Origin of the sequence: Leucobacter soli (assembly GCF_042659205.1) — a bacterium.
Lineage (GTDB): Bacteria > Actinomycetota > Actinomycetes > Actinomycetales > Microbacteriaceae > Leucobacter > Leucobacter soli.
Window position 1 is genome coordinate 1 of record NZ_JBHSRW010000238.1, and the last position, 3,334, is coordinate 3,334.

Genomic DNA, 3,334 nt, shown 5'->3' on the forward strand with positions numbered 1-3,334 from the left:
CGGGGTATGGGACGGGCATGATGCCGGGGGTTCCTTTCGGTACAGGATTACCCTCCATCAAACACGACACGATTCACGGCGTGTTGTCGTCGATCAGCGGGTCCCCCTGCGGATCCTCCGCCTCGTCATCCGACTCTTCCTCGTCGGAGTCCGGTGCGATCTCGTTGCCGCCCCCGGTACCGTTGTCGATCCGGTCGTCCGCAGTCGGCTGCTCCGCCGCAGAAGGCCCGGCGCCCAGCGCCTCGGGCACAGGTGCCCGGTCCTTCGGCAGCAGCATGAACACCCCCGCAATGAGAAGCGCGACCCCCGCGGCGAGCGCCAACCACGACCAGGCCTTCGTGCGGCCGGGCGCCGCGAACCCTGCACCCGAGTGGCCGCTCTGACTTCCCGATGCCATCGCCGCATTGGCCGCGGGTGCGTCACCGAAGCCCGCGACCGCAAATCCGCCGAGAGCACCTCCCCCGACCACCGGCCCGATCCATGCCCGCAGTTGCTCGCCCAAGGATCGAAGGCGACGGATCTGCTCGGTGCAGTGCGGACACGACTCCAGGTGCTCGGAGACGTCGCGCTCGGACCGTACGCCCAGGCTCCCGCGCAGGTACTCGGCAAGCCGGCCGGCCGTGCCTGCACACGCCTCATCCGCGATCTGCACGTACTGCTGCAGATAGGCCGTGCCGAGGCGCTTCCGCGTGCGGAACGCCAGCACCCGCAGCGCGCCCGAAGTCATGTCGAGGTGATCCGCCGCCTCCTCGATCGACAGCTCCTCGACATCGAGCAGCCACACCGCCCGCCGTCCGGGATCGGGGAGCGCCGCGAACGCACGACGCACCTGGTCGCCCTCCGAGAGTCCCTCCGAGAAGTCCGGGGTGTGCTCCATCAGCCCCGCGAGGATGTCCGGCTCCATTGCGGCGACCGGTTCCTCGAGCTTCGCGACGCGGATCGCCTCGCTGCGCAGCGAAACCAGCACATAGCCGAGCACGGAATCGCGTGGGCCGTTGCCACCGGCAAGCGCCCGCAGCACCCGCACGAAGGTCTCGGCGACCAGATCTTCCGCCCGTCCCCGATCTCCCGTGATGCGGTAGGCCTGAGCCATCGCCGTATCGCGATGCCGACGGTAGAGCTCGGCGAAAGCCACCTTGCCGGCTCGCGACTCGGACCCGGTGCGCACGATCTCGCACAGCTCTGCGTCATCGCGTGGGTCCATGTACCCGGATGCGTGCAGACCACCCCGCATACTCATCCCAGTGTCTCGTTCGTACGACTCACTTCGTCCTGCCCCCCGGCATCGGTTCCGTCGGCGCATCATTGCGATCCGACCTCGAAAGAATCACACTGACTCTTTTCTCCCAGAGCATAATAACCTCACATGGCCGGGCGTTCCGCTCTGGAGTACCCAAATGCACGATTCCGGAAGGCTCGGATGCGCGGTCGGAGGGCGAGATCCAGGAGAAGCCGGAGTGATCCTCGTCGTCACGAACGGTATCGTGCCAAGGCTCCGATTGCCGAACGTTCAGCGGTCCGCGTCCCCCGGGGACACCGGGCAGCCGGGTACGCAGCGCGGGCCGGTGCCGTGTGTGCACCTCACCGGGGTGCCGGCACGGTAGATTGGTCGGGGGCCTCTAGCTCAGTCGGTAGAGCAGCGGACTTTTAATCCGTAGGTCGTCGGTTCGAGCCCGACGGGGCCCACTTCCAATTTCCCGCTCGTCAGCGCCCGCCCGTCAGCGGATGACCCGCCGCACACCGGCGCGGGCGAGCATGAGCGTCACGACGAGGAGCGTTACCGACAGGTACCCGCCGAGGTGCACCGCATCGCCGAGAACCAAGTCCATCAGCCAGAGGATCAGCGCTTTGCTGCCGGCCGCGACCACGACGAGGCCCACTGCCGCAATGGCACGCACTCGGCGCGTCTCCGCGCCCGCGATCCGGCCGACGATGCGGGTCTTCAGGCGCACCACGACCTCGAGCACGAGCTTGAGCAGGATCGCAGTGGCGAGCGCGGCGAGGAACGATTCGCTGATCACCCTGGGGAAGACCTGCGTGAAGAAGCCGAGTACGACCAGATAGACGAACACGTCGACCAGATCGACAGCTCTGATCCAGGTGCGCCTCATGGACCAATCTTACGACCACGACCGCCCTCGGCTCCTCCGCCGCGCATGGCGAGGATGGCTCCTCCGAGGATCAGCGGAAGGCCGAGCAGCATGCCCGGCGTGGCGGTCTCCCCGAGCACCAGCACACCCAGGATCAGCGCGACCACGGGGTTGACGTAGGTGAAGAGCATCGACCGCGTGGGGCCGGCCTCGATGATGAGCGCACCGAAGAGCACCATGGCGAGACCGGTGCAGACGAGCGCGAGGATCACGATGCTCACCCAGCCTCGCACGGGGACGTCGAGCGGCGGGGCGATGAACGCCGACGGCAGGTAGACGGCCGTGGCCATCACGAGCGCCGCCGTCATGACTGGGAGCGGCGGCGCGTCTGAGAGGTAGCGCGACATCACCAGCGGCGCAGCGGTGTAGCAGACGACCACGCCGAGCATCAGCAGGATCGCGAGCGGATCCGCACCGTCGACGTCGAGGCCGAGCAGCAGCACGACACCGCCGAACCCGAGGATCAGGCCGATCACCTGGCGGAGCGAGTAGCGCTCGGCGCGCGGCGAGACCAGGAAGGCGAGCGCGGCGACGAGCGGGACGGTCGCGATCAGCAGACCGGCCATGGACGACGAGATCCGAGTCTCCGCGTAGTTGAGCATCGGCCAGGGGATGATGATCTCGAGCAAGGCGAACGCGAGGATCGGCCGCCAGCGCTGGATCATGATGCGGGCCTGACCCCGGACCAGCACGATCGGAACCAGCACGAGCACGGCGAGGCCGGTGCGCAGCAGGACCAGCACGAAGGGATTCACGTACTCGCCGGCGATGCTGATGAACAGGTAGGGCGCACCCCAGATCAGGCTCATCGCCGCGAACAGCAGCCAGCCGCGTCGAGTCATCGGATTCCACCTCCCCGTCAGTGATACCAGATACCGGATGGCTCCGTGCGCGCGGTCGCGGACGGCGGGTTCGCGCGCACGAAGAATCGCCGGCTATGTACACACAACCTCAATAATTCGCAATGACGGTAGCTATTTATCGCTATTGTGCATACACTCGAAGTGGATCACGCGACAAGTCGAGGAGGTCATGACGATGCGCGCGAGCGACCTGGCCTACGCCACGCTCCTCGAAGAGATTCAGAGCGGCGCGCTCGCTCCCGGCACCGTGCTCGCCGAAGTCGAGCAGGCCGCGCGGCTCGGCGTCAGCCGCACCCCGGCGCGCGAGGCGATCGGCCGCCT

Annotated in this window: 4 protein-coding genes and 1 tRNA gene; 2 read left to right on the forward strand and 3 right to left on the reverse strand. The window is 67.3% G+C overall.

Annotated elements, in window-relative coordinates:
- Positions 1-73 precede the first annotated feature (73 nt).
- Positions 74-1,240, reverse strand: a complete 1,167-nt coding sequence (locus tag ACFPZL_RS11430; protein ID WP_218116452.1) for a sigma-70 family RNA polymerase sigma factor — start codon at positions 1,238-1,240, stop codon at positions 74-76.
- Between the two features lie 373 nt (positions 1,241-1,613).
- On the opposite strand from ACFPZL_RS11430, the gene ACFPZL_RS11435 reads away from it, so the two are divergent.
- A tRNA-Lys gene (locus ACFPZL_RS11435) sits at positions 1,614-1,686 on the forward strand.
- 32 nt (positions 1,687-1,718) lie between these two features.
- On the opposite strand, the gene ACFPZL_RS11440 is transcribed toward ACFPZL_RS11435, so the two are convergent.
- Positions 1,719-2,111, reverse strand: coding sequence for a hypothetical protein (locus ACFPZL_RS11440; protein ID WP_218116453.1), 393 nt, complete (start codon positions 2,109-2,111; stop codon positions 1,719-1,721).
- A complete protein-coding gene (locus ACFPZL_RS11445; protein WP_218116454.1) occupies positions 2,108-2,992 on the reverse strand; it encodes a DMT family transporter in 885 nt (294 codons plus the stop codon). The genes ACFPZL_RS11440 and ACFPZL_RS11445 overlap by 4 nt, the downstream gene beginning before the upstream one ends.
- Before the next feature lie 196 nt (positions 2,993-3,188).
- Between ACFPZL_RS11445 and ACFPZL_RS11450 the strand changes: the two genes are divergently transcribed.
- A partial coding sequence (locus tag ACFPZL_RS11450; protein WP_382335488.1) for a GntR family transcriptional regulator occupies positions 3,189-3,334 on the forward strand: 146 nt, incomplete at its 3' end.

Excerpts from the sequence above, each read along its gene's own strand:
- ACFPZL_RS11430 (WP_218116452.1), bottom strand. The coding sequence starts at position 1,240 with ATGAGTATGCGGGGTGGTCTGCACGCATCCGGGTACATGGACCCACGC.
- ACFPZL_RS11440 (WP_218116453.1), bottom strand. The coding sequence starts at position 2,111 with ATGAGGCGCACCTGGATCAGAGCTGTCGATCTGGTCGACGTGTTCGTC.
- ACFPZL_RS11445 (WP_218116454.1), bottom strand. The coding sequence starts at position 2,992 with ATGACTCGACGCGGCTGGCTGCTGTTCGCGGCGATGAGCCTGATCTGG.